Source organism: Streptomyces sp. NPDC048504 (assembly GCF_043200035.1).
Classification (GTDB): domain Bacteria; phylum Actinomycetota; class Actinomycetes; order Streptomycetales; family Streptomycetaceae; genus Streptomyces.
Genome location: NZ_JBICXA010000014.1, coordinates 23912 through 50464 on the forward strand (window position 1 = coordinate 23912; position 26553 = coordinate 50464).

The following is a 26553-nucleotide window of genomic DNA, read 5'->3' on the forward strand; positions in this document are numbered from 1 at the left end:
AGTGTTACGCGGGGTCCAGCTGGACCGCTCCGCCGGCGCCAACCAGGCTGACCTCCAGACGCCGATTGAACGTCGAGGACGTCCGGTTGTACGCGCCCAGACCACCGAAGACAGGGACCCGTTCGGTCAGGGACGTGCCGAACGTATGGATTTCACCAGCCAGGACCACCGCACAGCCCTCCCCGAGCACGAACTCGACCCGCCCGAACAGCACGGTCACATCCGCGTACAGCACACCCCGCGCCTCGTCGTCCTGCGGAAACACCGCCTCCGACAGATCGACACGCAGTGACCCGAAGATCGCCCGGACGACGATACGCCGAACACCACCCTCAGACGGAAGCAACTTCGCGTGCGCGGGAACGAAGAGGCTCCCGTACCGCCGTATCGGGATCACCACATCGTCAGCGACCCCGCCCGAACGGCTGAGCGCGATCAGGGCCCCCAGAGCGATCACCGCAAGCGGCACCACCCTGCTCTGCCACACATCGCTCAGCCCACCCTGTCCGGCCAGAGCCCACAGCCCACCACCCACGAGCAGGACGAGGGGGCCGAGCGCCGCCCCCTTCGGGAGAGCCGTGCGGACGATGAGTACCGCCGCGAACGTCATCAGAAGGTACGGGGCCGACACCAGCGCCACTCGCGCTCCGGACCGCAGCGCCTCGGGGCCTCCGAGCAACCACGCCGTGCCGACCACAACCGCCAGCAGCCCAACGACAGTTCGCACACGGCCCACCTGCTCCCCCTCCCGCATTCAGCCTGAAGAGTACTGAAGCCGCCGACAATCCCGGGCCTGCGCCGATCATCGCTCTAATCTGACGGCATGTCAGATGAAGAGTCGTACGAACTGCTCGGCTTCGACAACGTCCTCCTCCCCGTAGGGGACCTCGCCGAGGCGGTCCCCTTCTACGAACGTGCCGGGTTCACCGTCGGGTTCCGGCTCGACGAGGCCGGTATCGCGATCCTGAAGGTCGGCGGAGAGACACCCGGGGTCCTGCTGCGCCTGGAGGAGGGGCTGGGGCACCGGCCGCCGCCGTGGCCCTCGCCGCGCGTGTGGCTGGAGGTGCCGGACGCGCGGAAGGCCGCGCAGCACCTCGGCGACGCCGGTATCGCGCTGCTCGATCCGCCGTTCTCCGTGGCCACCGGGTGGACCGTCGAGATCGCCGACCCCTGGGGCAACGTCATCGGGTTCACCGACTACTCGAAGCGGCCGGAGTTGGCGCGGCGGGTGTGACGCAGGTCCCAGCGCAGCCAAGTTGAACACGTTCAAAAATGCTCCTACAGTTCTTCCTGTCGGCACTTTTGAACGTGTTCAAGAAGGGGGAGGCGCATGGACCGCACGGTCATCGCCTACGTCATCTATCTCATCGTCAGCATCGGACTCACCGTCTGGGTGGCCCGCACGCTCAGCCGCAACGGACGGATCTTCCTCGCCGACGTCCTCCAGGGGAACGAAAAACTCGCGGAGGCCGTGAACCACCTCCTGGTGGTGGGCTTCTACCTCGTCAACCTCGGGTTCGTCGCCCTGTACCTCAGCGGCGACGGCACCATCGACGACACCCGGGGCATCTTCGAAGCCCTGTCGAAGAAGGTGGGCGTGGTGCTGCTGGTGCTCGGGGTGATGCACCTGGGGAACGTGTTCGTGCTGAACAAGATCCGGCGGCGGGGGGTCATGGAGCGGGAGCAGGTGCCGCCCGTCGCGCCGCAGGGCTGGGTTCCGCCGACGGCCGGGGCGTGACGGGGGTGGCCCCGGCCCTCGGCGGGACCCAGGACCGGGACGCCTCGCGCGTCCCGGTCCACGGGCTCACCGTCCTCTACGACGCCGACTGCTCCCTGTGCACCTTCGTGCGCGACTGGCTCGTACGGCAGCCGCAGCTGGTGCCCCTGGAGCTGGTACCGGCGTCCTCCGAAGAGGCCCGGCAGCGCTTTCCCGGGCTCGACCACCGCGCCACCCTCGACGAGGTCACCGTCGTCGGCGACTCCGGGCAGGTCTACCGGGGCGCCGCCGCCTGGATCGTCACCCTGTGGGCCCTGCGCGAACAGCGGCCCCTGGCCCACCGGTTGAACACCCCGGCCGGGGCCCGCCTCGCCAGGGGCGCCGTGCTCGCCGCCGCGAAGTGGCGCGGGGCGCAGTGGGGCGCCGGGCGGTGGGGCGGCGGGGTGTACCGGCAGGGGGACGGCTGGTCGTACGACCCGCACCAGGGGTGGACCTACACCGCGCCGGGCTGCGCCGACGGTTCCTGCCCCACTGGATAGGCTCTCTTTCCGTGCCCGCGAAGAACGACAGCCCAGAAGAGGACGGCGGTACGCCCGCCAGGTCCGCGAAGTCCGAGCAGACCCGTGCGCTGATCCTGGAGACGGCCATGCGGCTGTTCCAGGAGCACGGCTACGACAAGACGACGATGCGGGCGATCGCCAAGGAGGCGGGCGTCTCGGTCGGCAACGCGTACTACTACTTCGCCGGCAAGGAGCACCTGATCCAGGGCTTCTACGACCGGCTCGCCGAGGAGCACCGGATCGCGGTCCGCGAGGTGCTGGACCGGGAGACCGATCTGGAGGCGCGGCTCGCGGGCGTGCTGCAGGTGTGGCTCGACCTCGCGAAGCCGTACCACGAGTTCGCGGTGCAGTTCTTCAAGAACGCCGCCGACCCGGACAGCCCGCTCAGCCCGTTCTCCGCGGAGAGCGAGCACGCCCGTGTGCAGGCCATCGGCGTCCACAAGGAGGTGCTGTTCGGCGCGAAGACCAAGGTGGCGCCGGAACTGCGGGACGTGCTCCCGGAGTTGATGTGGCTCTCCCAGATGGGGCTCGTCCTGTACTGGGTGTTCGACCGGACCGAGGGCCGCGAGCGGAGTTACCGGCTCGCGGAGCGCGGCGCCCGCCTCACCGCGCGCGGGGTGTCACTCGCGCGCTTCAGGGTGCTGCGGCCGCTCGTCCTGGAGGTGCACGAGCTGTTCACGGACTTCCTGCCGGGCATGACCAACGGGCTGCCCGATCCGGCGAAGGCGAAGAAGAAGCAGGAGAAGCGCGGGGCGCCCGCCGACGTGCCTGACGACAACGGGCGCCCCTGAACGCTCAGTTGACGGCGTCCACCTCGCCCTCCGCGAGCTCGACGTCGTAGACCAGCGGACCGTCCGTCACCGCCACATGGCGGGCGATCGAGCCGTACGACGTGGCCGTCGTCGCCAGGAGGTAGGTCCCCGGGCCCGGCACCGACACGATGTACGAGCCGTCCGCCAGGGACTCGACGCGGTCCAGCTGGCGTCCGCCCGCCGACAGGAGCGTCACCGCGGCGCCCTCCACGGGCTCGCCCTCGGCCGTACGGACGAAACCGTGGACAGCCGACGCCGGGCCTTCTGGAGCGGCCTGTACCGGCTCCTCGGCGGGTTCCACCGCGAGGTGCGGCAGCGCCTTGTCCAGCCAGCCGGGCAGCCACCAGTTGGACGTGCCCAACAGGTGCATCGCGGCCGGTACCAGGGCCGTACGCAGGATGAAGGCGTCGAGGGCGACCGCGGCGGCCAGGCCGACGCCCGCCGTCGCCGCGCCGGAGTTGCCGCTGAGGACGAAGGCCAGGAAGACGCAGACCATGATCAGGGCCGCGCTGTTGATGACGCGGCTGGTCTCCGCGAGGCCGACGCGGACCGCGCGGGCGTTGTCCTTGGTGTGCACCCACTCCTCGTGCATACGGCTCACCAGGAACACCTGGTAGTCCATGGAGAGGCCGAACAGCAGGGACAGCATGATGACCGGCAGGAAGGCGTTGATCGGGCCCTCCTTGCCGAGGCCGAGCATGTCCAGGCCCCAGCCCCACTGGAAGATCGCCACCAGGACACCGAAGGAGGCCGCCGCCGCGATGAGGTTCATCAGGGCGGCCGTCAGCGGCACCACGAGCGAGCGGAACGCGAGCAGGAGCAGCAGGAAGCTCAGGCCGATGATCGTCGCGACGAAGAGCGGGAGGCGGTCGCCCGTGACGGTCGCGAAGTCCTTCGAGATCGCTGTCACGCCGCCGACGTGACCGTTCACGCCGGCCCCGGGTATCACCTTGTCGCGCAGGGTGTCGATCAGGTCGTCCGTCTCCACGGACTGCGGTGAGGTCTTCGGGACGACCTGGATCACGGTCACGCCGTGCGCGGGCGGCAGCGCGGCGACCTGGGCCACGTCCTTCGTCGCCCGGATGTCCTCGACCAGCGTGGCGGTGTCGCCGCCCGAAGTGACCACCTGGAGGGGGCCGTTGAAGCCCGGTCCGAAGCCGTCGGCGAGCAGGTCGTAGGCCTGCCTGGTGGTCGTCGACGTGTCGTCGTTGCCCTGGTCGGTGGCGCCGAGGCGCAGCGACAGGATGGGGAAGGCGAGGACGGCCATGACGACGAGGGCGAACACGGCGATCCGGCGCGGGCGCTTCTGCACGGCGGCCGACCAGCGTGCCGCGAGGTTGTCGGTGCGCTCCGGCTCGGACCCGGTGGCGGCCAGCTTGCGGCGCTGCTTGCGGCTGAGCACCCGCACGCCCAGGAAGCCGAGCAGGGCGGGCAGCAGCGTCGTGGCCGCGAGCACGCTCAGGACCACCGTGAGCGAGGTGCCGATGACGACGCCGTCCAGGAAGCGCAGGTTCGTCACCAGCATCCCGGCGAGCGCGATGCACACCGTGCCGCCCGCGAACAGCACCGCGCGCCCCGAGGTGTTGAGGGCGATGACCGCCGACTCCTCGGGATCCAGGCCGCGTTGGACGCCGCGCCGGTGGCGGGTGACGATGAACAGGGCGTAGTCGATGCCGACGCCGAGGCCGATCAGGGTGGCCAGCAGCGGGGCCAGGTCGGGGATGTCGGTGGTGTGGCTGAGGAGCTGGGTGGAGAACAGGCCCGTGCCGACGCCGAAGATCGCGATGCCGATCGGGAGCAGCATCGCGTAGAACGAGCCGAAGGCCAGGAACAGGACGACGGCCGCCGCGAGGATGCCGACCCCTTCGGCTATGCCGCCCGGCGGTTCCTCCACGCGCTGCACGGCCTGGCCGCCCAGCTCGACCTGGAGGCCCTTGCCTCCGGCGTCCTGAGCGGTGTCGACGACCTTCTGGACGAGGTCCTTGGGGACGGCGTTCGCCTGCTCGGCGAAGGTGATCTGCGCGTACGCGATCGTCCCGTCGGAACTGATCTGCCCCGCGCCCCGGGCACCGGAGTAGGGGCCGGTGACTCCGCCGACGCCCTTCATGCCGGCGATCTTGTCGAGCGCCGGCTGGATCCGGGACCGTACGGACGGGTCCTTCACCGAACCCGAGTCGACCTTCCAGACCACCGTGTCGGTGTCGCCCGAGGTGTTCGGGAAGGCCTTCGCCATCTGGTCGTACGCGCTCTTGGAGTCCGTGTCCGGGAGGGAGAAGACGTTCGCGTAGTCCGTCCCGGCCGTCGAGGCCGACAAGCCCAGACCGAACAACGCCCCCACCCACAGCAACAGGACCACCAGCCGGTGCCGATAGCACCACCGTGCCAATGCCGCCACGCTCAACGCTCCTTATTCGAAACCGAGTTGACTCGGTCGATCGGTCGGATGGTCCCCCAGGTCCTGGGCTACAGAATTGGCGGCGGCACGCACGCGTGGACACGTATCGGCCATGACTCTCAAGGAACTCCAAAGACCGAACCGGCCCGACTGTCAGTACCCCGGCCGATACTGGGGGCATGACGGCTCCAGGAACCGTGCTGGTGGTGGAGGACGAACCGAGCATCGCGGACGTCCTCGCCATCGCGCTGCGCTACCACCGCTTCGAGGTGATGGTCGCGGGCACCGTGCGCGAGGCGCTCGCCCTCGCCGAGCGCACCCGCCCGGACTGCGCCCTGCTCGACGTGATGCTCCCGGACGGCGACGGCCGCGCCCTGGGGCACGAACTGCGCGCCCGCAGGCCGGACCTGGCGGTCGTCTTCCTCACCGCGCGGGACGCGCCGGCCGAGATCGTCGGCGCCCTCGGCTTCGGCGACGACTACATCACCAAGCCCTTCGACATCGACGTGGTCGTCGCCCGCATCACCGCCGTCCTGCGCCGCACCCGCCCCGCCGACGTCCTCCCCCAGCGCCCGCCCCTGCGCTACGGCGACCTGGAGCTGGACGAGACGACGTACTCGGTGCACCGCGCGGGCCGCTCGGTCGAGCTGACCCCCACCGAGTACGCCCTGCTGCGCTTCCTGGTGCGCAACGGCGGCCGGGTCGTGCCCAAGGAGCAACTCCTGCGCCACGTCTGGCAGTACGAGCACACCCCGCCGGAGTCGACCGTCGTCGAGACCTACATCAGCTATCTGCGGCGCAAGCTGGAGACCCTGGGACCGCCCGTGATCACCACGCGGCGGGGCGTCGGATACGGGCTCGCATGAACATCCGGCTGCCGAACTGCGAGCGCGGGGCCCACTCCCTGCGCGCCAAGCTGACCCTGGCCAACCTCGCGCTGCTGGCGCTCGGCATCGTCATGGCCACCGCCGTCAGCCTGATGGGCATGCGGCACTATCTGCTCGCCCAGGTCGACACCGAGCTGAACAAGTCCCGTGACTCGCTGAGCGGTTCGCAGCTCACCATGGAGCAGCTCAACATGCTGAGCACCCTGTCCGGCATCGGCGACCATCTGATGCCCCAGAAGAACGCCGCCTCGTCGAACCCGGACAAGGTGTTCGCGGCGGTCGACTCCCGGGGCAAGGTGCTCACCATCGCCGGCTTCGCCCCGACCGCCGACCAGCGGGCGCTCGCCGCCCTCTTCAGCGACCCGGCCGCGCTGGCCGCCGACGGCACGCCGCGCGACATCTCGCTGAGCGACGACCCGTACCGCGCGATCGGAACCCGGCTCGCCGACGGCACGTACATCCTGATCGCCGCCTCCACCGGCGGCCTCCACCACGCCATGGCCAAGGCCCTCAAGCTGGACCTCGCCTTCGGCAGCCTGCTGCTCGTGCTGCTCGCCGCGCTGACCATGATGAGCGTGCGCCGGCGGATGCTGCCCCTGGAGGACATGGTCGAGACCTCCACGGCCATCGCCGAGGGCGATCTGACCCGGCGCGTGCCCTCCAGCCACCATCCGACGCAGGAGGTCGAGCAGCTGCGGGTCGCCCTCAACTCCATGCTCCACCAGGTGGAGTCGGCGTACCGCACGCGCGAGCGTACGGCGGCCCAGCTGCGCCGCTTCGTCGCCGACGCCTCGCACGAGCTGCGCACCCCGCTGTCGGCGATACGCGGCTACCTCCAGCTGTACGACAAGGGCATGCTGACCGAGCCCGACGAGCGCAAGCGGGCCTGGGACCGGATGAACGCGGAGGCGGACCGCATGGGCCGCCTCGTCGACGAACTCCTCATGCTGGCCCGCCTGGACCAGCGGCCCGAACTGCGCTTCCGCAGCGTCGATCTGAGCCGCCTGGTGCGCGACGCCGCCGAGGACCTGCGGGTGCAGCAGCCGGAGCGGCCCGTCACGGTCGGCGCCGACGGCTCCCTCCTGGTGCGCGCCGACGAGTCGGGCCTGCGCCAGATACTCGGCAACCTGGTGACCAACGTCCGCACCCACACGCCCGCCGACGTGCCGGTGCGGCTCGGTGTGGAGCGCGAGGACGGGGTCGTACGGCTGTGTGTCGCGGACCAGGGTCCCGGGCTCTGCGAGGACGACGCGGCGCGCATCTTCGACCGCTTCTTCCGGGCGGGCGGCGGCGCGGGCAGCGGTCTGGGGCTGGCGATCGTGCAGGGCGTCGTCACGGCGCACGGAGGCGACGTGGCGGTGCGGACGGCGCCGGGCGAGGGGCTCGCGGTGACGGTGACGCTGCCGACGCGGACGCCCGTGCCGTCGTAGAACAGCGCCTGTGTCAGGGGGTGTCGGCCTGGACCAGGGCCCACACCGTCTTGCCGTGTGTGCCGCGGCTCCAGACGCCCCAGGCGGCCGCGATGCCCTCCACGAGGTGCAGGCCCCGGCCGGCCTCCTCCAGGGCCGTCACGACCCGCAGACGGGGTTCGAGGCGGCCCTCGTCCGACACCTCTATGAGGCAGGAGCCGTCCGCGAGGGCCGTCACCGCCACCTCGAACTCCCGCTCCAGGAGCGGCCCGTGGCGTACGACGTTGGTCGCCAGCTCTGACACCAGCAGTACGGCGTCCTGGAGCGCCGGATCGTCACTCCGGTGTCCCCAGTCGGCCAGATGGTCCCGGACCCGGCGCCGGGCGAGACCCACGGAAGCCGGGTGCCGGGGCAGCCGGAAGGCGTTGCGTCTGACCACGTCGGCTCCTCACCCCACACACCTCCGTCACATGGTGCTGCGTGCGATGGCCCACCGGCGTCACTCGGACAGAAGATCGAACGAAGGTCAACGGAAGGGGATCACGTCCGACGGCACGGGACCGCGTCAGATCCAGTCCAGCGCCCACAGCCGGAACACACCGGTGCCGTCCGTGAGATAGGAGATGCCGCCGACGTCCTCGCTGCTCACCACGTACTCCTTGCGCTGCCACAGCGGGATCAGCGGCACGTCCGCGGCCACGTCCGACTGCAGGTCGCGGAAGTCGTCGTCGACGCGGCTGCGGTCGGCGAACTTCTGGCTGCTGAGGATCAGTTGGTCGACGATCTTGTTGCTGTAGCCGGTGTTCATGGTGGAGCCGGTGCCCACGAGCGGGGAGCCGAAGGTGTCCGGGTCGGGGTAGTCGGCGACCCAGCCGACGGCGTACGCGTCCAGCTTGCCGGTGGCCCAGCGCTTCTGGAAGTCGGTCCACTCGTAGCCCTTGACGTCCACCTTGAAGAGCCCGCTCGCCTCCAGCTGCTTCTTCAGCTCGGCGGCCTCCTCCTTGCCGGAACCGTGCCCGATGCCGTAGCCGTACGTGAAGTGGACCGGGACGGAAACGTCGGCCTCTTCGAGGAGTGCCTTCGCTTTTTCGACGTTCTGGGAGGGGTAGTCGTCGAAGAAGGACGTCGTGTGGCCGACGATGCCGGTGGGGATCAGCGAGTACAGCGGGTCGACCGTGCCGTCGTACACGGTGGCGGCCAGCTGTTCGCGGTTGATCAGCCAGGCCATGGCCCGCCGGACGAGGACGTCGTGCAGGGGTGTGCCCTTACGGGTGTTGAGGTACAGGTTGCGGGTCTCGGAGCTGTCCGCCTCCGACACGCGCTGATTGGGGTCGCTCGCGGAGAGCCCGGAGAGCATCTTCGGCGGCAACTGGCGGGTGGCCACCTGGACTTGCTTCGCCTTGTACGCCTTCTGCAGCGTGTCCGAGTCGGCGTAGTACCGCAGCTCGATCGGGCTGCCGCTGTTCTTGACGGCCCCCTTGTAGTGGCTGTTCGGCGAAAGGACCGCCTTCTTGTCCTTCGTATACGTGGTCAGGGTGTACGGCCCGGTGCCGTCGACCTGGTAGCCGTTGCGCGGGGCGTCCTTGGGGTACTTGGTGCTGTCGACGATCGCACCGGCGCCGGTGGCCACCTTGAACGGGAACGTGGCGTCCGGGGACGACAGATGGAAGGTGACCGTCATCCCGGAGGCGTCGACCGAGCCGAGCGTGGAGAGCAACGACGAGGGACCCACATCGGAGTTGATCTTCTTGACCCGGTCGAAGGAGAACTTCACGTCCTCGGCGGTCATCGCGCGCCCGCTCGGGAAGGTGAGCCCCGAGCGCACCACACAGCGGTACGTCGTCAGCCCGCCGCCCACGAACGCGCAGCTCTTGGCCGCGTCCGGCACGGGTGTCGTGCCGCCCGAGTCGAACGTCATCAGCGACTGGAAGACGTTGCTGTACAGCGCCCAGGAACCGGCGTCGTACGCGGCGGCCGGGTCGAGGGACGTGACAGCGTCCGTCGTCCCGACCGTGATCGTCCTGTCCTTGCTCCCGTCCGAGGGCAGCAACTGCCAGCCCCCGACTCCCACGGCCGCCAGAACCAGCAGCGTCGCGAGAATCCGTATGCGAACCGACCGCATCGGTGTGCCCTCCCAAGGGCCTTCCCGGGCCCCTCGCATATGCCACTCCCCTAGTGGCGCGGATCACCTAACCACAGGAGTTTCATCCGGGGGAAGAGGGTTCTGCCGAGATGAGAAAGAACTTACCGACGGGTGTTAATTGCCCGTTTCACAGCCGATTCTCAGCCAGTTCGCAAACGTGCCCCCAGGCCGACGGCTAAGCCTGTTTCGACGCCAGTTCGACGACCGTGATGTCCGACGGCGCCCCCACGCGCGTGGGTGGCCCCCAGGCGCCCGCGCCCCGGCTGACGTACAACTCGGTGTCGCCGTACCGCTCCAGGCCCGCGACCGTCGGGTTGGCCGCCGCCGCGACGAAGTTGCCGGGCCACAACTGGCCACCGTGGGTGTGCCCGGAGAGCTGGAGGTCGACGTCGTGCTTCACGGCCTCGTGGATCTGCACGGGCTGGTGCGCGAGCAGCACGCACGCGCGCGTGGTGTCACGGTCCCCGAGCGCCTTCCCGAAGTCGGGCCCCTGCCCCTCGCTCTCGCCCTGGAGGTCGTTGACCCCGGCGAGGTCGAATCCGGCCAGTTCGGTGCGGGCGTTCTCCAGGGGGTGGATGCCGAGTCGCCGCACTTCCTCGACCCAGGCGGCGGCACCGGAGAAGTACTCATGATTACCGGTGACGAAGAACGACCCGTGCCGCGCCCGCAGTTGAGCCAGGGGAGCCGCCGCGGGCCCCAGGTTCTTGACGCTCCCGTCGACCAGGTCTCCGACGACCGCGATCAGATCGGGCTGGGTCGCGTTGATCGTGTCGACGACCTTCTGCGCGAACCCGCGCCCCAGGAGCGGCCCCAGGTGGATGTCACTGACGACCGCGATCCTGAACCCGTGCGCGGACCGCGGCAGCTTGGCCAACGGCACGGTGACCCGCTTGACGCCCGGTCCCCGCAGAACCCCGTAGGTGCCGTACCCGACGGTCCCGACGGCCGCGGCGGCGGCCGCGCCCCCGACGACACGGGAGACGAAGAGACGGCGGGAGGGAACGGCGAGCGGAGCACTCCGCCGCAGCGCTTCAGGCGCCGCCTCAGAGGCCGCTTCGGGGACCGTCGCGAAGGCCGGTGCCTCGCGCTCTTCTACGGCCGTCCCGGCCCGCCCACGCCGTTCGAGGAACCGGCGCAGCAGTGGCCGTAAGACCTCGCCCGCGAGGACGGCCAGCAGGAGGTAGATCGCGAAGGCCATCCACAGGAAGCCGGGCCAGCCCAGGACTTGCTGGAGCCAGAAGGGCGCGCCACCGCGCTCGGCGGCCAGGGCCGCGATCATCAGGACCGGGCCGGCGACGATCACGGCCGTGCCGGTGATGCGGGCGGGGCCCCACGCGCGCGTGGTGTCGCGGACGAGGCGGCGCCAGACGTACCAGTGCAGCCCGCCGAGGACGGCGACGGCGACGGCGACCAGGACCACGAGGGCGATGACGACGATGGCCACTTCTTTATGACGTCTCACGCAGTGCGCGCAGTCCACGCAACCCGAGGCCCCCGATGACCGTCCCCAATACGAAGGAGACGACGGCGAGGGTCAGATGCACCCAGAAGTACGCCGTCGGATGGCCGTCGTCGAAGGCCAGCCCGCTCGTGTCCTTGACCAGGTTCTTGACGAAAGTGACCCAGATGACCCAGCTCCACACCCCGAAGGCGAGCAGGAACCAGGAGACGGGGCGGCTGAGCTTCATGAGTCCAGTATCGCCGTCGTCCCCGGGGGCCCGTGTCCGGGGTGGGGCCGGTGACGGGACTTCGGGTCCCCCGGCATGTACGTTCTCGTCCGTGCCCGCTCCACTGCAGACCATCAGGCGACCCCTGCTGGTGCTTTCCGCCGCCCTGTCGTCCCTCGCGCTCACCGCGCCCGTCGCCCTCGCGGCCCCGAGTCCGACTCCCACCCCGACGACGACGCCGAGTTCGTCCGCGAGTCCTACGGCCACGCCGCCGGCGGACATGTCGTCGGTGGGAGGTACCCGTCTCGGCCAGGCGGGGACGCAGGTCAATCTGACGTCCGGCGTCCCGGTGCTGCCGAAGGACGTGACCGCGCGGTCGTGGATCGTGAGCGACGCCGAGTCGGGCGCGGTGCTCGCCTCGCACAACGCGCACTGGCGGCTGCCTCCGGCGAGCACCCTGAAGATGCTGTTCGCGGACACCGTGCTGCCGAAGTTCCCGAAGACGACCGAGCACAAGGTCGTCGCGTCCGACCTGGCCGGCATGGGCACCGGTTCCAGCCTGGTCGGGATAAAGGAGGGCGAGAGCTACACGGTCCACGACCTGTGGCTCGGTGTCTTCCTGCGCTCCGGCAACGACGCGGTGCACGTCCTGTCCCACATGAACGGGGGCGTCGCCAGGACCGTCTCCGACATGAACGCGCACGCCCAGGACCTCCAGGCGCTGGACACGCGCGTGGTGACGCCGGACGGATACGACGAGCCGGGGCAGGTCTCGTCGGCGTACGACCTGACGCTGTTCGCGCGCTCCGGGCTGCAGAAGAAGGACTTCCGGGAGTACTGCTCGACGGTGAGCGCGAAGTTCCCGGGCGAGACGACGAAGAAGAAAGGCAAGTCGGTCCGCGGGACCTTCGAGATCCAGAACACCAACCGGCTGTTGAGCGGTGACTCGGACGTCTCGGTGTACCCGGGCATCGCGGGCGTCAAGAACGGCAACACCACCAACGCGGGCGCCACTTTCACCGGCGTCGCCGAGCGCAACGGCAAGGTGCTGCTGGTGACGGTCATGAACCCGGAGAAGGACGAGCACAACGAGGTCTACAAGGAGGCCGCGAAGATCCTCGACTGGGGCTTCCAGGCGGACGGGAAGGTGCAGCCGGTGGGTGAGCTCGTCGCGCCCAAGAACGTCCCGCAGGCGAGCGCACAGCCGGGTGCGACGGCCTCCGGGGAGGCGGGCGGCGACACGTCCACGAAGCCGAGCGCCAGTGGGTCGGCCTCCGCGACGGCCTCGGAGGACGACGGTTCGAGCGGGGTCGGGATCGCGCTCGCGGTCACCGGCGGGCTGCTGGTGCTGCTCGCGGCCGGTGTCTTCCTGGTCAACCGGCGCTGGCCGCTGCCGGATCTGGTCCGGCGCCGTCGTCCCTGACCTTGGGGTTCTCGGTCTCGTCGGCCGGGTCGTACTCGTCGTCCTCGGGGTCGTCCTTGCTCGGCGTCGCCGTCCAGGCGGCGCAGAACAGGACCAGCTTCGAGGTGAAGTTCATCCACAGGAGCAGTGCCACGGGGACACCGAACGCGCCGTACATGCTCTTCGCGGCGACGCCCTGGATGTAGCCGCTGAGCAGCAGCTTCAGCAGTTCGAAGCCGACCGCGCCGATCAGCGCGGCCACGAAGAGCCGGCGGCGCGGGGGTTCGACGCCGGGCAGCAGCGTCAGGACGTACAGCAGAAGCAGGAAGTCGACCAACACGGCGACGGCGAACGCCGCGATGCGCAGCAGCACCCCGCCCCAGCCGCCCTGCACCAGGCCCAGTTCGCGGCTGATCCAGTCGACCAGGGCGGAGGCGACGGTGGAGACGGCGATCGTCACGAGGACGGCGCCGCCCAGGCCGATCAGCACCCCGGTGTCGATGAGTTTGCGCAGGAGAGGATTCTCGTCCCGGTCGGGCAGCTCCCACACCGCGCGCAGGCACTCCCGCATCGAGCCGACCCAGCCGATGCCGGTGAACAGCAGGACGGCACCGGCGATGAGACCGATGGTGCCCGCGTTGTCCACCAGGGAGCCGATGTCGAGCTGGTCGGAGATGCCGGGGACCTGCTCGGCGATCTTGTCCTGCAGCTGGTGCTGCTGGTCGGTGCTCAGCGTGGCGGCGGCGATCGCGGCGGCCACGGTCAGCAGCGGGAACAGCGCGATGAAGCTGATGAACGTCATGGCGGCGGCCAGCTGCGACCACTTCACCCGGTCCAGCCGCTCGTACGACCGCCACGCGTGCGTGAGCATCAGGCGCGCCACCAGCGGCCCGATGGAGGGGAGCTTCTTCAGCCAGTCCATGATCCGATTCTGCCCTCCTCCGGGGAGACCGATGTGCGGGTACCCCGCAAACACGCGCGCGTGCCGTCATGGTCGGCGGCATCCGATTAATCGCCCATTTCAGGGAGGGGGTCGATGCCGCACAACTGAACGCCCATAAAGGGACGATACGGTCACCTGTATGCGTCCTCCACAGTCCCTCCTTGTCCTCGGCGGTACCTCAGAGATCGCGTTGGCCACCGCCCGCCGGATGATCGCGCGCCGTACCCGCACGGTGTGGCTGGCGGGCCGTCCGTCGGCCGCCCTGGAGAGTGCCGCTTCGGAACTGCGTGTCCTGGGGGCCGAGGTGCACACCGTCGCCTTCGACGCGCTCGACCCCGACTCCCACGAGACCGTGCTCGGCAAGGTCTTCGCGGAGGGCGACGTCGACATGGTGCTGCTCGCCTTCGGCATCCTCGGCGACCAGGCGCGGGACGAGCGCGAACCGGCCGCCGCGGTGCGCGTCGCGCGGACCAACTACATCGGTGCCGTGGCGGCCGGCCTGGTCAGCGCGCGGGCGTTGCAGACCCAGGGACACGGCTCCCTGGTGGTGCTCTCCTCCGTCGCCGGCGAACGGGCCCGCCGCGCGGACTTCATCTACGGCTCCAGCAAGGCCGGCCTGGACACGTTCACCCAGGGGCTGGGCGACGCACTGCACGGCACGGGCGTGCACGTCATGGTCGTACGACCGGGGTTCGTACGGTCGAAGCCGACGGCCGGCCCGGACAGGGCGCCCTTCGCGACGACTCCGGAAGCCGTCGCCACGGCCATCGAACTGGGCCTGCGCCGAAGCTCGGAGGCCGTGTGGGTGCCCGGGACGCTGCGCGTGGTGATGTCGGCGCTGCGGCACGTGCCGCGGGCGCTGTTCCGGCGGCTGCCGCTGTGAGCACAGGCGGGTGAATCCGCCCTGGTGACTGCCTACTGGTGGCTGGGGATCGTGCCGCGCTCGGTGTGGGCCGCCTGGGGCGGTACGACGGCTCCGCCGAAGGCGAACTCGCGCATCTTGCGCCAGACGCCGTCCGGGCCCTGTTCGTAGAGCGCGAAGCCGGTGCACGACCACTCCGCGCGGTAGTCGGCGAGCGCTTCGTAGGCGCGGTCCATCAGCTCGTCGTCGATGCCGTGCGCCACGGTGACGTGCGGGTGGTACGGGAAGTGCAGGTCGCGTGCCACCGGACCGGAGGCGTCGCGGATCTGCTTCTGCAGCCAGGTGCAGGCGGAGGCGCCCTCGACGACCTGGACGTAGACGACCGGGGACAGCGGCCGGAAGGTCCCGGTGCCGGAGAGCCGCATCGGGAAGGGGCGCCCGGCGGCGGCGACGTCGACCAGGTGGGCCTCGATCGCGGGCAGTTGCGAGGCGTCCACCTCGGTCGGCGGCAACAGCGTGACGTGCGTGGGGATGCCGTGAGCCGCGGCGTCGCCGAAGCCCGCGCGCCGCTCCTGGAGCAGGCTGCCGTGAGGCTCCGGGACCGCGATCGACACGCCGATCGTTACGGTCCCCACGTCGTCTCCTGTCGTCCTGTCGATGGTCCTGATGGTGGTCTTGATGGCGAGCGGGGCGGCCACGCGTGCGGCCACCCGGCTATCGACTGTACGGCCACGACTGAGTTGTGGGCAGGCGCAACCGTAGTGATGTGCAGCGCTCTGTCCAGTGGTACTTCAGTGCGGTCGTACGCCTCAGTGCTTGGCGGGCAGGAAGCCGACCCGGTCGTACACCTGGGCGAGGGTCTCGGCCGCGACGGCTCGCGCCTTCTCCGCGCCCTTGGCCAGGATCGAGTCGAGCGTCTCCGGGTCGTCCAGATACTGCTGGGTGCGCTCCCTGAAGGGCGTCACGAACTCGACCATGACCTCGGCGAGGTCCGTCTTGAGCGCGCCGTACATCTTGCCCTCGTACTCCTGCTCCAGCTGCGCGATCGACTTGCCGGTGAGGGTCGAGTAGATCGTGAGCAGGTTGCTGACACCCGGCTTGTCCACGGCGTCGTAGCGGATCACGGTGTCCGTGTCGGTGACCGCGCTCTTGACCTTCTTGGCGGTCGCCTTCGGATCGTCGAGAAGGTTGATGAGGCCCTTCGGAGTCGACGCCGACTTGCTCATCTTGATCGACGGGTCCTGAAGGTCGTAGATCTTCGCCGTCTCCTTGAGGATGTACGGCTTCGGGATCGTGAAGGTCTCGCCGTAGCGGCCGTTGAAGCGCTCGGCGAGGTCCCGGGTCAGCTCGATGTGCTGGCGCTGGTCCTCGCCGACCGGCACCTCGTGCGCCTGGTACAGCAGGATGTCGGCGACCTGGAGGATCGGGTAAGTGAACAGGCCGACGCTGGCGCGGTCGGCGCCCTGCTTGGCGGACTTGTCCTTGAACTGGGTCATGCGGGACGCCTCACCGAAGCCGGTCAGGCAGTTCATGACCCAGGCGAGCTGGGCGTGCTCGGGGACATGGCTCTGGACGAAGAGCGTGCAGCGCTCCGGGTCGAGCCCGGCGGCCAGCAGCTGTGCGGTGGCGAGCCGGGTGTTGGCGCGCAGGTCCGCCGGGTCCTGCGGGACCGTGATCGCGTGCAGGTCGACGACCATGTAGAACGCGTCGTGGGACTCCTGCAGGGCCACCCACTGGCGGACGGCGCCGAGGTAGTTGCCGAGGTGGAACGAGCCTGCTGTGGGCTGGATTCCGGAGAGCACGCGGGGTCGGTCAGAAGCCATGTTCACCATTCTCTCAGGTCTTGGGACCCGGTCCGGAACTGGTTCGGAAGAGTTGTGACGCGGGTGGGAACCGATCCGGCTCGGGCGGTGTACCAAATGTGTGGAGACGCGGGAGGGGGGCCGCATCGTCGATGAGGCCGCGGTGATCGCACGCGTACGCGCCGGAGAGCCGGAGGCGTACGCGGAGCTGGTGCGGGCCCACACGGGCATCGCACTCAGGGCGGCCGCGGCACTCGGGGCGGGAGCGGACGCGGAGGACGTGGTGCAGCAGGCCTTCGTCAAGGCGTACTGCGCGCTGGGCAGGTTCCGGGACGGTGCGGCGTTCAAGCCGTGGCTGCTGTCGATCGTCGCCAATGAGACGAGGAACACAGTGCGTACGGCGGCGCGTCAGCGCACGCTCGCCGGCCGGGAGGCGGCGTTCGCGGAGGCCGAGCCGCTGATACCGGAATCGGCGGACCCCGCGGTCGCCACGCTGGAGACGGAGCGCCGCGCGGCCCTGCTCTCCGCCCTGGACCAGCTGAGCGAGGAGCACCGCCTGGTCGTGACCTACCGCTATCTCCTGGAGATGGACGAACCGGAGACGGCCCAGGCCCTGGGCTGGCCACGCGGCACGGTGAAGTCCCGGCTGAACCGCGCGCTGAGGAAACTCGGGCGGTTGCTGCCGGATTTCCAGCCTCGGGAAGGGGGTGATGAGGGTGAGTGACGGGCGGGAGTCCTACGACGGTGAGGGCGCCGGTGAAGGTGCCGATGCGGGTGAGGGCGCCGGGTGCCGGCGGGTGGGCCGCGATGGGCGCACGGATGCCGCTCGGTTGCCCTCGGAGCTGCGGGCGTTGGGGCGTTCGCTGGACGCGCGGGGCGGTGGCGAGGGCGAGGCCGCCGGATCCGAGTCGATGGTTGAGCGGGTGCTGGCGCAGATATTGGCCGAGCAGATCCCGGTCCCCGTGCAGGAGTCCGGGCCGACCGGGATCCGGGCGCGGCTGCACGCCGTCCGGCGCTGGATGCGGCTGCGGCGGCGGGCGCTGGTGGCGGCCCTGTGCGGTGTGCTGACGGTGCTCGTGCTCACGCCTCCCGTACGGGCGGCGGTCTTCGACTGGTTCGGCTTCGGCGGGGTCGAGGTGCGGTACGACCCGTCGGCGGTGCCCTCGGCCGGGGCCGAGGTGCCCGGGTGCGGGCGGTCGGTGACGCCGGCGCAGGCCCGTCAGCGGGCGGGGTTCGAGCCGGTGGTGCCGGACGCGTTGGGCGTGCCGGACGCGGTGACGGTGACCGGCGAGCCGCAGGGACGCTTTCTGGTGAGCCTGTGCTGGCGGGAGGACGGGCACACGGTCCGGGTCGACGAGTATCCGGCGCGGCTGGACCCTGGCTTCGTGAAGACGGTGCGCGAACCGCCGGAGTGGCTGTCGCTGGGCGGGACCGTCTCGCCGGACGGCATACAGGACCCGGCGCTGTGGTTCGCGCGACCGCATCTGCTGAGCTTCTGGCTGGTGGACGCGGAGGGGGACCGTTATACGCGGGAGGAGCGGACGGCGGGGCCGACGCTGCTGTGGACCCATGCGGTCGGTGGGGTTCCCGGCGGGGATCTGACGTTCCGTCTGGAGGGCGTGGGGTCGAAGCGGCGGGCCTTGGAGATCGCGCGGTCGCTCGACCGGCGCGGGTAGGGCGACCTGTGCAAGTGGCGCGAACTGTGCGAGTAGCGCGGGTAGTTCAGACAGCGCGGGTGGGGTGGGAACCTCGGCGGGTCGAGCGGTGTACCAGAAGTGACAGGCGGCTCGCGGGCGGGCCGTACGGGGATCGGCTGGTTGGGGGTTCGGGTGTACGGAGGCGGAAGTACGGGCGGGGCGGGCGGGGTCACGGGCGCGACGCGCGGGAGTGCGGGTGGGGTTCGTGAACTGGCGGCGCTGAGCGGGGCGTTGGCGATGACGCTGGCCCTGATGGTGTGGGGTGCGTCGGATGCGGCGGCGGGTGGACCGACGAGCGTGCTCGTGACCTCGCCGGAGAGCGGGCAGGCCACCGCGCTGTACTACTCGGACGAACAGTACGGAGAACTCCAGCAGTTGCTCGGGCCGGAGGGCAAGGGCACCCGCGACAAGCCGCCCGAGGCCGATCTGGCCCACGCCCGCCAGATCAACGTCACCTGGCTGGCGCACGACATATCACCCTGGCGGATCGACCGGGTCTTTCCCGTCGAGTCCCGGCCGCAGGCGGTCTGGATCCACACGGCGGCCGACGTGTCGGAGAACACGAACCTGAACGGCTATTGGCACCGGGCCGGGCAACCCGCCCAACTGCGCGCCCTCTTGAAGAAGTTGGGCGTGACGGGCAAGGGCACCGGCGACGGATACTCCGGCATCTTCCCGGCGCCGTGGCAGTCGACCGAGCCCGCTCCGGCAACTGTCGCACCTGACGCCGACACGGGGACGGGAGCGGGGACGGGGACCACCACGGTGCGAGTCTCCCTGCCGGACAAGGGACACCGCACCGACTGGTGGTGGGCGATACCGGGTGCGGCGGCCGGAGGGGCACTGGCCTTGGTTCTGCGGCCGTTCGCCTCGCGGCTGGCGTTGGACCGGTGGCGGAAGGGGCGGGAGCCGGGGCCCAGGCAGGAGTTGCGGGACGTGTGAGGGGCGGCAGGAGACGGAGGGGGAGGAATGGAACTCGGGAGGGGACGGGCGAGGTTGCGGAGTCTGTGCCTCGTGGCCGGGCCGGTGCTGGTGGCCCTCGTCGGGATGCACCAGGTCCAAGCGGCTCCGCTCCGGGACATCCCTGATCTGGCGCTGGTCGTGGCGGGTGACACCGGCCGGACCGAGACGTGGCGCTCCGGGGAGTCGTCGTTCGCCCGCCTGTGGACGTTGTTGCAGCCGACGTACGCGGGGACGGAGCGGGTGTCGCAGGAGTGGGAGGCGGGCCGGTATCCGGCGGTGCGGATCACCGTGGTGTGGGGGCTGACCGGGGTCGGGGGCTGGCCGCGGACGAGTCGGGCTCCGGGTGGTGATGCGGCGGTGGAGCGGGAGGACCAGTTGTTCGTGGCCTCGGACGGCACACCGTGGGTGCGGACGGATCCCGCTCCGGAGGTGGCGGACGACGACATCCGCTGGCATCGGGCGCCGCGCGCGGTCTTCGCGCAGTTGGATCGGGCGGGGGTGCTCGGCGGAACCGGCGCCGAGGGCAAGGCAGTTGGGGGTCGGCCTCAATCTGCGGGGCTTACCGAGCCTGTCTGGTGGGCGGCGGCGGGTGCGGCCGTCGGGATCGGCGGCACGCTGCTGATACGCCGCGCGGCGGCCCGGCGTGAGGCCGGACCGCCGCGCGAGGAACCACGACAGGAACTCATCGATCTGTGAGAGTCGCCGGTCTTTGACAACTCAAAAGAGTGAGCGTGGGTCAGCCGAGGTCGATCTCCGGGTACAGGGGGAAGCCGGCGACGAGGTCCGTGGCGCGGTGGGAGATCTCGTCCGCGACCTTCGGGTCGAGGATGTGCTGGGCCTTGGACGGCGCGCCCTTGCTGGTGGTGCCGGGTTCCGTGGTGGTGAGGACGCGGTCGATGAGGCCGGCGACCTCGTCCATCTCTGCGGTGCCCAGGCCGCGGGTGGTGAGGGCGGGAGTGCCGATGCGGATGCCGGAGGTGTACCAGGCGCCGTTGGGGTCGGCGGGGATGGCGTTGCGGTTGGTGACGATGCCCGAGTCGAGCAGGGCGGCCTCGGCCTGGCGGCCGGTGAGGCCGTAGGAGGAGGCGACGTCGATCAGGTTGAGGTGGTTGTCGGTACCGCCGGTGACGAGGGTGGCGCCCCGGCGCATCAGACCGCCCGCCAGCGCACGGGAGTTGTCGACGATGCGCTGGGCGTAGTCCTGGAAGGAGGGCTGCCTGGCCTCGGCGAGGGCGACGGCCTTGGCTGCCATGACGTGCGGGAGCGGGCCGCCGAGGACCATCGGGCAGCCGCGGTCGACCTGGTCCTTGAGGGAGTCGTCGCACAGGACCATGCCGCCACGCGGGCCGCGCAGCGACTTGTGGGTGGTGGTGGTGACGATCTGGGCGTGCGGGACCGGGTCGAAGTCGCCGGTCAGCACCTTGCCCGCGACCAGACCGGCGAAGTGCGCCATGTCCACCATCAGGGTCGCCCCGACCTCGTCGGCGATCTCGCGCATGATGCGGAAGTTCACCAGGCGCGGGTAGGCGGAGTAGCCGCCGACGATGATCAGCGGCTTGAACTCACGGGCGGAGGCGCGCAGTGCCTCGTAGTCGATGAGGCCGGTGACGGGGTCGGTGCCGTAGGAGCGCTGGTCGAACATCTTGCCGGAGATGTTGGGGCGGAAGCCGTGGGTGAGGTGGCCGCCGGCGTCCAGGGACATGCCGAGCATGCGCTGGTTGCCGAAGGCCTGGCGGAGTTCGGCCCAGTCGGCGTCGGAGAGGTCGTTGACCTGGCGGACGCCCGCCTTCGCGAGGGCCGGGGCCTCGACGCGGTCGGCGAGGATCGACCAGAAGGCGACGAGGTTGGCGTCGATGCCGGAGTGCGGCTGGACGTAGGCGTGGCGGGCGCCGAAGAGTTCGCGCGCGTGCTCGGCGGCGAGGGACTCGACGGTGTCGACGTTGCGGCAGCCGGCGTAGAAACGGCGGCCGATGGTGCCTTCGGCGTACTTGTCGCTGAACCAGTTGCCCATGGCCAGGAGGGTGGCCGGGGAGGCGTAGTTCTCGGAGGCGATCAGCTTGAGCATCTCGCGCTGGTCGGCGACTTCCTGGCCGATGGCGTCGGCGACGCGCGGCTCGACGGCGCGGATCACATCGAGGGCGGCGCGGAAGGCGGTGGACTCGTTGGAAAGGGGCGCGGAATTGTCGGGCATGGGGACCTCCGGACGTGGCGTTCGGCGTTCTCGGTACGGCCCAGGCGCACGGCACACATTCCAGCTCGGGCCGCTCCCCGATGGTCGGTCCCATCCCAGCGCGCCAGTCACGGCCCGCCGGTCAGCCTACCGGGCGTGCCGGACGGTGCGGCTCCTGCGTCCACCATGCGGGCGAGGATAGGAAAGGGGCACCCTCACCCCCGGGAGACGCCGTGACCAGTACCGAAGCACTCATCGCCGCCGCCGACGCGCACACCGCGCACACCTACCACCCGCTGCCGTTGGTCGTCGCCACCGCCGACGGTGCGTGGATGACGGACGTGGAGGGGAGGCGCTGTCTCGATCTGCTGGCCGGCTATTCGGCGCTCAATTTCGGGCACGGCAACCCGCGGCTGATCGCGGCGGCGAAGGCGCAGTTGGAGCGGGTGACGCTGACGTCGAGGGCATTCCACCACGACCGGTTCGGCGCGTTCTGCGAGCAGTTGGCCGAGCTGTGCGGCATGGAGCTGGTGCTGCCGATGAACACGGGCGCGGAGGCGGTGGATACCGCGCTGAAGACGGCTAGGAAGTGGGGGTACCAGGTCAAGGGCGTGCCTGAAGGGCGGGCGAAGATCGTGGTGGCGGGCAACAACTTCCACGGCCGTACGACGACAATCATCAGCTTCTCGACCGACCCGGAGGCGCGGGCGGACTTCGGGCCGTACACGCCGGGCTTCGAGATCGTGCCGTACGGGGATCTCACCGCGATGCGGGCGGCGGTCAGTGAGAACACGGTGGCCGTGCTGTTGGAGCCGATCCAGGGCGAGGCGGGGGTGCTGGTGCCGCCAGCCGGATATCTGGCGGGGGTACGGGAGTTGACGCGGGAGCGGAACGTGCTCTTCGTCGCCGACGAGATCCAGTCGGGGCTCGGGCGGACGGGGCGGACGTTCGCGTGCGAGCACGAGGGGGTGGTGCCCGACATGTATGTGCTCGGGAAGGCGCTGGGCGGTGGGGTGGTGCCGGTGTCGGCGGTGGTGTCGAGTGCGGAGGTGCTGGGGGTGTTCCGGCCCGGGGAGCACGGGTCGACGTTCGGCGGGAATCCGCTGGCGTGTGCGGTGGCGCTGGAGGTGATCGCGATGCTGCGGACGGGCGAGTACCAGGCGCGGGCCGCGGAGCTCGGGGAGCATCTGCACCGGGAATTGCGGCAGTTGACCGGTACCGGCCGGGTGACGGCGGTGCGCGGGCGGGGTCTGTGGGCGGGGGTCGACATCGCCCCGGCGGTCGGGACGGGCCGGGAGATCTCGGAGAGGTTGATGGACCGGGGCGTCCTGGTGAAGGACACTCACGGGTCGACGATCCGGATCGCGCCGCCGCTGATGATCAGCCAGGAGGACCTGGACTGGGGGCTGGCCCAACTACGGGCGGTGTTGGGGATCTAGGACCGTGCGGGTCCGGGGCATCTCCAGAGATCGGTGAGAGGCCCCGCACAGAAGGCCCGTGGCGATCTCCCCTCCCCTAGAGTCACTTTGTGCTCTTTGGAATGGTGTGCGCGCTCGGCGCGGCGGTCTGCTTCGGTACGGCGACGGTGCTGCAGGCGGTCGCCGCGCGGGCGGCCACGGCGGGTGGGGGCGGGGACGCGGCGCTGTTGCTGCGGGCGCTGCGGCAGTGGCGGTATCTGGCGGGGCTGGGGCTGGACGGTCTGGGGTTCGTGTTCCAGATCGCGGCGCTGCGGTCGCTTCCGATCTACGCGGTCGGGGCGGCGCTGGCTTCGAGCCTCGCGGTGACGGCGGTGGTGGCCGCGCGGCTGCTGAAGGTACGGCTCAGCGGCGTGGAGTGGGGAGCCGTCGGCGTGGTGTGCGCGGGACTGGCGATGCTGGGGCTGGCATCCGGGGCGGAGGGGCACCAGGACGGGTCCACGGCGTTGAAGTGGGCGATGTTGGCGACGGCGGTGGCGGTGTTGCTGCTCGGGCTGGTCGGGGGGCGACTGCCGGAGCGGGGGCGGGCGTTGACGCTGGGGCTGGGGGCCGGGTTCGGGTTCGGGGTGGTCGAGGTGGCGGTTCGGTTGATCGACTCGTTGAAGCCCTCGACACTGGTCGGCAATCCGGCGACGTACGCGCTGCTCGTCGGTGGGGGCGCCGCGTTTCTGCTGCTGACGACGGCCCTGCAGCGGGGGTCGGTGACGACGGCCACCGCCGGGCTGGTGATCGGGGAGACGATCGGTCCGGCGCTGGTGGGGGTGGTGTGGCTCGGGGACCGTACGCGGGACGGGTTGGAGTGGCTGGCGGTGCTGGGGTTCCTGGTGGCTGTGGCGGGGGCGTTGGCGTTGGCGCGTTTTGGTGAGGCGCCGGCGGAAGCAGCCGACGAAGCTCCCGTGGAAACGGCGTAGGCCAGGCCAGGGGAAGACGGCGGCGTAGGTCACGGCAGCACCCTGCACAGCGCCTCCACCGCCCCCGCCCACGCATGGTCCGGCGGCGTGCCGTAGCCCACCACCAGGGCGTCCAGTGGGTCGGCGAGGGCCTGTTCGTGGCGGTAGAAGGACAGGGAGTGGAGGGCAAGGCCCTGCCAGGCGGCGGCTTGGACCACGGACTGTTCGGTGCCGGGCGGGAGGCTCAGGACGGCGTGGAAGCCGGCCGCGATGCCGGTGACGTGGACGTCGGGGGCGTGCTGGGCGAGGGCGTCGACCAGGGTGTCGCGGCGGCGGCGGTAGCGCAGGCGGGCGGCGCGGACGTGGCGGTCGTAGGCGCCGGAGGTGATGAACTCGGCGAGGGTCAGCTGGTCCAGGACGCCGCAGGTGTCGATGCCGCCCTTCGCCTGCGCGACCTCCTCCATCAGTGAGGGGGGCAGGACCATCCAGGCGAGGCGGAGGCCGGGGGCGAGGGACTTGCTGGCGGTGCCGAGGTAGACGACGTGGTTCGGGTCGAGGCCCTGGAGGGCGCCGATGGGCTGGCGGTCGTAGCGGAACTCGCCGTCGTAGTCGTCCTCCAGGACCAGGCTGCCGGTGCGTCGGGCCCAGTCGACGGCGGCGGAGCGGCGGTCGTGGTGGAGGGGGACGCCCATGGGGAACTGGTGGGCGGGGGTCAGGAGGACCGCCGCTTCGTCCGTCAACTGGCCTGGGTTCGTGCCCAGTTCGTCGAGGGGGAGCGGGCGGGTGCGCAGGCCGGCCTCGTTCAGGATCTGCCAGTGGACGGCGAGGCCGTAGGACTCCACCGCGATCGTGTGGGCGCCGCGGGTGCGCAGGACGGCGCCGAGGAGGCGCAGGCCGCTGGAGATGCCCGCGCTGATCAGGATGTGCTCGGGGTCGGCGCGTACGCCGCGGGCGCGGGAGAGGTAGGCGGCGAGGGCGGTGCGGAGTTCGACGCGGCCGCGTGGGTCGCCGTAGCCGAGGGCCTGGTAGGGGGCGTTGGTGAGGGCGCGGCGGGCGGCCTTGAGCCACTCGGTGCGAGGGAAGGCGGCGAGGTCGGGGGTGCCGGGGACGAGGTCGTAGGTGGGGCTGTTGCGGAGGCGGCGGGGCGGGGTCGTGTCCGTAGGCGGGACGATGGCGCGTTCGGCGACGCGGGTACCTGAGCCCTGGCGGGCGGTGAGCCAGCCCTCGGCGACCAGGTCGGCGTACGCGTCGGCGACCGTGTTGCGGGCGATGCCCAGGTCGGTGGCGAGGGAGCGGGAGGAGGGCAGCCGGGTGCCGGGGGCGAGGCGGCCGGTGCGGACGGCGTCGCGCAGGGCGTCCGTGAGGCCGCGGCGGACGCCGGTGCTGGTGGCGGTCGGTTCGACATGCAGGTCGACGCCGTAAGTGGCCCAAGATTTCGCCATGGAAATGGACCATACTCCTGGGCTGCCTGACTTCTAGAGTCGAGACATGACCACAGCACAGGAAACTCCTTACGCCCACGAGCACAGCCCCCGCCTGAACTGGGCCGAGCATGCGCCCGAGGTCTACAAGGCGATGGTCCGTCTCGACATCGCCGCCCGGCGGGGCCTCGACCCGAAGCTGCTGGAACTGGTGAAGATCCGCGCCTCGCAGCTCAACCACTGCGCGTACTGCCTCGACATGCACACCAAGGACGCGCTCGCGGCGGGCGAGAGTGTGGAGCGGATCATTCAGCTCGGCGCGTGGGAGGAGTCGCGGCACTTCTACACCGAGAAGGAGCTGGCGGCGATCGAGCTGACCGAGGCGGTCACCGTCATCACGGACGGTTTTGTGCCGGACGAGGTGTACGCGCGGGCGGCCGAGCAGTTCGAGGAGGCCGAGCTGGCTCAGCTGATCGCCGCGATCACGGTGATCAACGCGTGGAACCGGTTCGGGGTGAGCACGCGGATGGTGCCGGGGCACTACAAGGCGGGACAGTTCAAGTGACGTCGCCCGCACGGGTGTTGGGCCGTGAAGTCCGGGGGTGTCGGCCGTGAGCAAGGTCGAGCTGTTCCGGAGTCTGCATCGGCGGCGGCTGCCCGGTGATCCGCTGGTGCTGCCCGGGCCCTGGGACGCGGTGAGTGCGCGGGTGTTCGTGGAGGCCGGGTTCACGGCGCTCGCCACGCCCAGCGCCGGGGTGGCCGCCTCGCTCGGGTACGAGGACGGGGCGACGCCGGCGGACGAGATGTTCGCGGCGGTCGCCCGGATCGTGCGGGCCGTGGACGTGCCGGTGTCGGCGGATGTCGAGGGCGGGTACGGGCTCGCGCCGAAGGAGCTGGTGGAGCGGCTGCTGGAGGCGGGGGCGGTGGGGTGCAACCTTGAGGACTCCGACGGCGGTGTGCTCAAGGACCCGCGGCGGCACGCGGACTGGCTGGCCGAGGTGCGGGCGGTGGCGGCGGAGCGGTTGTTCGTCAACGCGCGCGTCGACACCTTCCTGCACGGTGACGGGAACCCCGAACGGGCCATCGAGCGGGCCGCGTTGTACGTCGCGGCGGGCGCCGACTGCGTCTATCCGATCATGGCTCCGGCGGATGTGCTGCCGTTGCTGCGGTCCGGTATCCAGGGGCCGGTCAACGTGCTCGCGCGGCTGGAAGGCGAGGGCCCCTCGCCCACCGCACTCGGTGAACTCGGGGCCACGCGCATCACGTTCGGGCCGGGGCTCCAGCGCTGGGCGGCACTCGCGCTCAAGGAGAGGGCCGTGGAGCTGAAGCGGTGAGCGG

General features: G+C 70.6%; 27 protein-coding genes and 1 riboswitch. Of the genes, 16 read left to right on the forward strand and 11 right to left on the reverse strand.

Annotation, left to right across the window (positions count from 1 at the left end):
• Positions 1-4: 4 nt before the first annotated feature.
• Complete coding sequence (locus ACGFY9_RS30890) at positions 5-727, reverse strand: hypothetical protein (RefSeq protein WP_393759578.1); 723 nt, start codon at positions 725-727, stop codon at positions 5-7.
• A gap of 96 nt (positions 728-823) precedes the next feature.
• Here ACGFY9_RS30890 and ACGFY9_RS30895 point away from each other — a divergent pair, with 96 nt between their 5' ends.
• The 4 genes from ACGFY9_RS30895 to ACGFY9_RS30910 all read left to right on the forward strand — a co-directional run bounded on the left by ACGFY9_RS30895 (position 824) and on the right by ACGFY9_RS30910 (position 3068).
• Positions 824-1234, forward strand: coding sequence for a VOC family protein (locus tag ACGFY9_RS30895; protein ID WP_393759580.1), 411 nt, complete (start codon positions 824-826; stop codon positions 1232-1234).
• Positions 1235-1330: 96 nt separating this feature from the next.
• Positions 1331-1738 (forward strand): hypothetical protein, encoded by a 408-nt coding sequence (locus ACGFY9_RS30900; protein ID WP_393759582.1) that lies wholly within the window; start codon positions 1331-1333, stop codon positions 1736-1738.
• Positions 1735-2256 (forward strand): thiol-disulfide oxidoreductase DCC family protein, encoded by a 522-nt coding sequence (locus tag ACGFY9_RS30905; RefSeq protein WP_393759584.1) that lies wholly within the window; start codon positions 1735-1737, stop codon positions 2254-2256. Before ACGFY9_RS30900 ends, ACGFY9_RS30905 begins: the two co-directional genes overlap by 4 nt.
• Positions 2257-2267: 11 nt before the next feature.
• Positions 2268-3068: a TetR family transcriptional regulator gene (locus tag ACGFY9_RS30910; RefSeq protein ID WP_393759586.1), complete on the forward strand. Its 801-nt coding sequence runs from the start codon at positions 2268-2270 to the stop codon at positions 3066-3068.
• 4 nt (positions 3069-3072) lie between these two features.
• On the opposite strand, the gene ACGFY9_RS30915 is transcribed toward ACGFY9_RS30910, so the two are convergent.
• Positions 3073-5475 carry an MMPL family transporter gene (locus ACGFY9_RS30915; RefSeq protein WP_393760008.1) on the reverse strand — a complete coding sequence of 801 codons (2403 nt, stop codon included), beginning with the start codon at positions 5473-5475 and terminating at the stop codon, positions 3073-3075.
• A gap of 188 nt (positions 5476-5663) precedes the next feature.
• On the opposite strand from ACGFY9_RS30915, the gene ACGFY9_RS30920 reads away from it, so the two are divergent.
• On the forward strand, positions 5664-6350 hold the full coding sequence (locus ACGFY9_RS30920; RefSeq protein ID WP_366489322.1) for a response regulator transcription factor: 687 nt from the start codon (positions 5664-5666) through the stop codon (positions 6348-6350).
• The gene (locus ACGFY9_RS30925; protein WP_393759588.1) at positions 6347-7801 is read left to right on the forward strand and encodes a sensor histidine kinase; all 1455 of its coding nucleotides are present in this window, start codon (positions 6347-6349) and stop codon (positions 7799-7801) included. The genes ACGFY9_RS30920 and ACGFY9_RS30925 overlap by 4 nt, the downstream gene beginning before the upstream one ends.
• 13 nt (positions 7802-7814) lie before the next feature.
• Here the strand turns inward: ACGFY9_RS30925 and ACGFY9_RS30930 are convergent, their stop codons facing one another.
• The 4 genes from ACGFY9_RS30930 to ACGFY9_RS30945 all read right to left on the reverse strand — a co-directional run bounded on the left by ACGFY9_RS30930 (position 7815) and on the right by ACGFY9_RS30945 (position 11611).
• A complete protein-coding gene (locus ACGFY9_RS30930; RefSeq protein ID WP_393759590.1) occupies positions 7815-8219 on the reverse strand; it encodes an ATP-binding protein in 405 nt (134 codons plus the stop codon).
• Between the two features lie 126 nt (positions 8220-8345).
• Positions 8346-9902: an ABC transporter substrate-binding protein gene (locus ACGFY9_RS30935; protein WP_393759592.1), complete on the reverse strand. Its 1557-nt coding sequence runs from the start codon at positions 9900-9902 to the stop codon at positions 8346-8348.
• A gap of 196 nt (positions 9903-10098) precedes the next feature.
• Positions 10099-11367, reverse strand: a complete 1269-nt coding sequence (locus ACGFY9_RS30940) for a metallophosphoesterase (protein ID WP_393759594.1) — start codon at positions 11365-11367, stop codon at positions 10099-10101.
• A 4-nt stretch (positions 11368-11371) separates the two neighbouring features.
• Entirely contained in the window at positions 11372-11611 is a 240-nt protein-coding gene (locus tag ACGFY9_RS30945) for an SCO4848 family membrane protein (protein WP_033280279.1), read from the reverse strand.
• Between the two features lie 91 nt (positions 11612-11702).
• Here ACGFY9_RS30945 and ACGFY9_RS30950 point away from each other — a divergent pair, with 91 nt between their 5' ends.
• The gene (locus ACGFY9_RS30950) at positions 11703-13013 is read left to right on the forward strand and encodes a D-alanyl-D-alanine carboxypeptidase family protein (protein ID WP_393759596.1); all 1311 of its coding nucleotides are present in this window, start codon (positions 11703-11705) and stop codon (positions 13011-13013) included.
• Here the strand turns inward: ACGFY9_RS30950 and ACGFY9_RS30955 are convergent.
• Positions 12964-13914: a YihY/virulence factor BrkB family protein gene (locus ACGFY9_RS30955; RefSeq protein ID WP_393759598.1), complete on the reverse strand. Its 951-nt coding sequence runs from the start codon at positions 13912-13914 to the stop codon at positions 12964-12966. The two genes, ACGFY9_RS30950 and ACGFY9_RS30955, sit on opposite strands and share 50 nt — an antisense overlap.
• Before the next feature lie 160 nt (positions 13915-14074).
• Between ACGFY9_RS30955 and ACGFY9_RS30960 the strand changes: the two genes are divergently transcribed.
• Entirely contained in the window at positions 14075-14818 is a 744-nt protein-coding gene (locus ACGFY9_RS30960) for a decaprenylphospho-beta-D-erythro-pentofuranosid-2-ulose 2-reductase (RefSeq protein ID WP_393759600.1), read from the forward strand.
• Between the two features lie 32 nt (positions 14819-14850).
• Here the strand turns inward: ACGFY9_RS30960 and ACGFY9_RS30965 are convergent, their stop codons facing one another.
• On the reverse strand, positions 14851-15432 hold the full coding sequence (locus tag ACGFY9_RS30965) for a 2'-5' RNA ligase family protein (protein WP_393760010.1): 582 nt from the start codon (positions 15430-15432) through the stop codon (positions 14851-14853).
• 174 nt (positions 15433-15606) lie between these two features.
• Positions 15607-16620, reverse strand: a complete 1014-nt coding sequence (gene trpS / locus ACGFY9_RS30970) for a tryptophan--tRNA ligase (RefSeq protein ID WP_393759602.1) — start codon at positions 16618-16620, stop codon at positions 15607-15609.
• A 142-nt stretch (positions 16621-16762) separates the two neighbouring features.
• Here trpS and ACGFY9_RS30975 point away from each other — a divergent pair, with 142 nt between their 5' ends.
• The 4 genes from ACGFY9_RS30975 (at position 16763) to ACGFY9_RS30990 (ending at position 19955) form a co-directional block, all read left to right on the forward strand.
• Entirely contained in the window at positions 16763-17323 is a 561-nt protein-coding gene (locus ACGFY9_RS30975) for an RNA polymerase sigma factor (protein ID WP_393759604.1), read from the forward strand.
• Entirely contained in the window at positions 17310-18275 is a 966-nt protein-coding gene (locus ACGFY9_RS30980) for a hypothetical protein (RefSeq protein WP_393759606.1), read from the forward strand. Before ACGFY9_RS30975 ends, ACGFY9_RS30980 begins: the two co-directional genes overlap by 14 nt.
• Positions 18276-18374: 99 nt before the next feature.
• Positions 18375-19238: a hypothetical protein gene (locus ACGFY9_RS30985; RefSeq protein ID WP_393759608.1), complete on the forward strand. Its 864-nt coding sequence runs from the start codon at positions 18375-18377 to the stop codon at positions 19236-19238.
• Positions 19239-19265: 27 nt separating this feature from the next.
• Positions 19266-19955 carry a hypothetical protein gene (locus ACGFY9_RS30990; RefSeq protein ID WP_393759610.1) on the forward strand — a complete coding sequence of 230 codons (690 nt, stop codon included), beginning with the start codon at positions 19266-19268 and terminating at the stop codon, positions 19953-19955.
• Positions 19956-19995: 40 nt separating this feature from the next.
• Here ACGFY9_RS30990 and ACGFY9_RS30995 read toward each other — a convergent pair whose 3' ends face one another.
• Positions 19996-21450 (reverse strand): glycine hydroxymethyltransferase, encoded by a 1455-nt coding sequence (locus tag ACGFY9_RS30995; protein ID WP_393759612.1) that lies wholly within the window; start codon positions 21448-21450, stop codon positions 19996-19998.
• Positions 21451-21481: 31 nt separating this feature from the next.
• A riboswitch (ZMP/ZTP riboswitch) is annotated at positions 21482-21571 on the reverse strand.
• A 91-nt stretch (positions 21572-21662) separates the two neighbouring features.
• Here ACGFY9_RS30995 and rocD point away from each other — a divergent pair.
• Positions 21663-22868 carry an ornithine--oxo-acid transaminase gene (gene rocD, locus ACGFY9_RS31000; RefSeq protein WP_393759614.1) on the forward strand — a complete coding sequence of 402 codons (1206 nt, stop codon included), beginning with the start codon at positions 21663-21665 and terminating at the stop codon, positions 22866-22868.
• 101 nt (positions 22869-22969) lie between these two features.
• Entirely contained in the window at positions 22970-23815 is an 846-nt protein-coding gene (locus tag ACGFY9_RS31005) for a hypothetical protein (RefSeq protein WP_393760012.1), read from the forward strand.
• A 29-nt stretch (positions 23816-23844) separates the two neighbouring features.
• On the opposite strand, the gene ACGFY9_RS31010 is transcribed toward ACGFY9_RS31005, so the two are convergent.
• Positions 23845-25236, reverse strand: coding sequence for a PLP-dependent aminotransferase family protein (locus ACGFY9_RS31010; RefSeq protein ID WP_393759616.1), 1392 nt, complete (start codon positions 25234-25236; stop codon positions 23845-23847).
• A 46-nt stretch (positions 25237-25282) separates the two neighbouring features.
• Here ACGFY9_RS31010 and ACGFY9_RS31015 point away from each other — a divergent pair, with 46 nt between their 5' ends.
• Positions 25283-25780, forward strand: coding sequence for a carboxymuconolactone decarboxylase family protein (locus tag ACGFY9_RS31015; protein WP_393759618.1), 498 nt, complete (start codon positions 25283-25285; stop codon positions 25778-25780).
• Between the two features lie 46 nt (positions 25781-25826).
• Positions 25827-26549: an isocitrate lyase/phosphoenolpyruvate mutase family protein gene (locus ACGFY9_RS31020; protein ID WP_393759620.1), complete on the forward strand. Its 723-nt coding sequence runs from the start codon at positions 25827-25829 to the stop codon at positions 26547-26549.
• Positions 26550-26553: the final 4 nt, after the last annotated feature.